Annotated in this window: 3 protein-coding genes; 1 reads left to right on the top strand and 2 read right to left on the bottom strand. The window is 61.2% G+C overall.

Annotated features, from left to right (window positions below; translation table 11 throughout):
• The first annotated feature begins 77 nt into the window (after positions 1-77).
• On the top strand, positions 78-674 hold the full coding sequence (locus ACFFAR_RS18270; protein ID WP_075358330.1) for a histidine phosphatase family protein: 597 nt from the start codon (positions 78-80) through the stop codon (positions 672-674).
• Here ACFFAR_RS18270 and ACFFAR_RS18265 read toward each other — a convergent pair.
• Together ACFFAR_RS18265 and ACFFAR_RS18260 are read right to left on the bottom strand one after the other, a co-directional pair.
• Entirely contained in the window at positions 671-1354 is a 684-nt protein-coding gene (locus ACFFAR_RS18265) for an SDR family NAD(P)-dependent oxidoreductase (protein WP_174364780.1), read from the bottom strand. The genes ACFFAR_RS18270 and ACFFAR_RS18265 overlap by 4 nt on opposite strands.
• Before the next feature lie 12 nt (positions 1355-1366).
• A complete protein-coding gene (locus tag ACFFAR_RS18260; protein WP_375508228.1) occupies positions 1367-2707 on the bottom strand; it encodes an NAD(P)/FAD-dependent oxidoreductase in 1341 nt (446 codons plus the stop codon).
• Between the last annotated feature and the right edge of the window lie 77 nt (positions 2708-2784).

Here is a 2784-nt window from a genome sequence, read left to right as displayed (position 1 = left end):
CCGTGAAAGTTTCCGTGTCGAGCCGTAGAATCGTCGTAACTCGAGCATGCCGATTCCTTTCTTTCTAATGGCCGACAATGAACACACCCGTTACGAACCAACCCGAGATCTGGCTGATCCGTCATGGCGAAACAGAATGGAGCAAGTCGGGCCAGCACACCGGCCGCACGGATATTCCGCTGACTGACCATGGCCGCGAACAGGCGCGGGCACTCCGGCCGGTGCTCGCCGCGCAAAGCTTCGATCTCGTGCTGCACAGCCCGATGAGCCGTGCACGCGACACGTGTGAGGAAGCCGGCTTGATCGCGCACGCTGAAGAAGAGCCGCGTTTGAGCGAATGGAACTACGGCATCTACGAAGGCCGCAAGACGGCGGATATCCGGGCTGAAGAGCCGGACTGGTCCGTGTGGACATCGCCGATACCGGAAGGCGAGAGCGTTCAGGATATCCAGGCGCGGGCCGAATCCCTGATCGCGCGTTTGCTTGGTACGCACGGCCGTATTGCGCTCTTTTCCCACGCACACTTTCTACGCGTGCTCGGCGCCTGCTGGATGGCGGATTCGGCCGCGCTCGGCGCACATCTGTTGCTCGATACCGCGTCCGTCAGCGTGCTCGGCTTCGATCGCGAATCGCGCGCGCTCAAGCAGTGGAACGTCACGCACAGGCCGGCCTAGAACAGGTCCTCGTGACGGCAATTCACAAGGATCTCGGCGACGCTCGCGGTATTCGGCATCGCGATCGTGTTGGCGATGAGCACCGCCAGATCCTCGGGCTGTGTCATTGCTTGCGGTTCGAGATCCGCGATGCCGGCCGCCATGTCCGTGTTCACGAAGCCCGGGCAAATGGCGGTTGCACGAATGCCATCGTCCCATCCGGCGCGCCGGACGGCGTGGTTCAACGCAATCACCGCATGCTTTGACATCTGGTAACCCGCGTTCAGGTTCTTCACGCGCTTTCCCGACAGCGATGCAATCTGCACCACGCGTGCATCGCCGGGTTTGCGCAGATGGGGCAACGCAGCCTGGATCAATCGGAACGGCGCCTTGACGTTGATGTCCAGCGTCTCTTCGAGCATGTCGTCGGTGCCGTCTTCCAGCGTGATATGCGTACAGATCCCGGCGTTGCTGATCAGCACGTCCAGTTGTCCGAAGTGTTCGATACTGGCGTCGACCCAACGGCGTGCGCTTTGCGGATCGCGGGCTTCATACGGGAACGTGAAGGCATCGAATGGAAATTGCGCCGACGACGGATCGCGCATTCCCAGCGATAACCGATACCCGCGTTTATGCAATTCCGTCGCAACCGCCAGTCCGATACCGCGATTCGCGCCGGAGATCATCGCTACTTTGCTCATTGCCGTGGGTCCTTAGAAGCCTGCATCGATCACGATCTTCGTGCCGTCGCTGAAGCGGTTCAGCCGGAACATATGTGGATCGACAAGCGGTGTGTCGTTCGTGACAAGATCAGCCATCAGTTTGCCTGCCGCCGGTCCAATGCCGAAACCGTGCCCCGAAAACCCTGTGCCAATAAAGAGTCCCGGCACCGTTTGCACGCCTGAAATGACGGGAATCGCGTCGGGCGTGATGTCCATCAGTCCCGCCCAGCGCTGCGCGATACGCGCGCCGCTCATGTGCGGAAAGACCTTCACGAACTCGCGCAAACCGGCATCGGTGTATTGCGAAATCGGCTCCGGATCGAGCGTGCGGACGTCTTCGAACGCGGTGCGTTTGTCGAGCGCCCATTTACGCGGACGGCGCATTTCTTCGAAGAAACGTTCGCCTACGCCAATGCGCAGCGCGCCCAACTGGCTCTTGAGCGCCGGGATGTATTTGGGGAAAAGCCTGAAGCTGTCGGGCGTGATATCCGTATAAGTGCGAAAGCCGAAAGCGATCGTATAACCGCCGTCCGCGCGCTTGCGGAATGCGAACTCCTTGTTGCTCGCGCTCACGGCGGGACCGCCCTCGATGGGCGCGGTACGCAGCACGGACGCCTTGACCATCAACTGCGGCACATCGATACCCAGGTTCCCGCAGAACAGCCGCGACCACGCGCCGCCCGCGACGACCACGCTTTTGCAGCGGATCGTACCAAGTTCGGTGACGACGGCGCTCACGCGGCCCGCGCTGGTTTCAATGCCGCGCACGGCGCACGGCGTCAGGATTTTCACGCCGCGTTTGCGCAACGCGTTTGCAATGGCGGGCGCGGCTTTTTGCGGTTCGGCGCGGCCATCGCCCGCTGTGTACAACCCACCCTTGAACGCACGCGATGCACCCGGCAACAGGTTCGCCACGGCCTTGGCGTCGATCTCACGTGTATCGAATGCGTCCTTGCCGGCCAGTGCCTGTGCTTTCTCGAGCCACACACGATGCGCTTCCATCTTGGCGTCATCGTTGGCCATGTACAGGATGCCGCATTGCTTGAAACCGGTATCGATCCCAAGCGTTTCATCGAGCTTGCGCCACAGCTTCAGGCTCTCGATGCTCAGTTCGAACTCGCGCATGTCGCGATGCGTGACGCGCACCCAGCCCCAGTTGCGGCTCGACTGTTCGCCGGCGATATGCCCCTTCTCGCATACCGCCACGCGCAGGCCTTTCTCGCTGAGATAAAGCGCCGTGCTCACGCCGATGATCCCGCCGCCGACTACGACGACGTCCACTTCGGCGGGCAGGGTGGTGTCGTCGGCGACGGTCTCGACTTGTGGTCCCATATGACGTTCTTTCTCCGCTTCGTTTTTAAAGCTGCGTAGTCACGCATGAGTTAGTTATGTTGCCCGGTCATGCTGGT

Source organism: uncultured Caballeronia sp. (assembly GCF_964243625.1).
Lineage (GTDB): Bacteria > Pseudomonadota > Gammaproteobacteria > Burkholderiales > Burkholderiaceae > Caballeronia.
The sequence above is the reverse complement of the archived record's forward strand: the minus strand, read 5'-3'. Positions and strand labels throughout refer to the sequence as shown.

What these genes read in the sequence shown, in the direction of transcription:
- ACFFAR_RS18270 (WP_075358330.1), top strand. Translation starts at nt 78, where the DNA reads ATGAACACACCCGTTACGAACCAACCCGAGATCTGGCTGATCCGTCAT.
- ACFFAR_RS18265 (WP_174364780.1), bottom strand. Translation starts at nt 1,354, where the DNA reads ATGAGCAAAGTAGCGATGATCTCCGGCGCGAATCGCGGTATCGGACTG.
- ACFFAR_RS18260 (WP_375508228.1), bottom strand. Translation starts at nt 2,707, where the DNA reads ATGGGACCACAAGTCGAGACCGTCGCCGACGACACCACCCTGCCCGCC.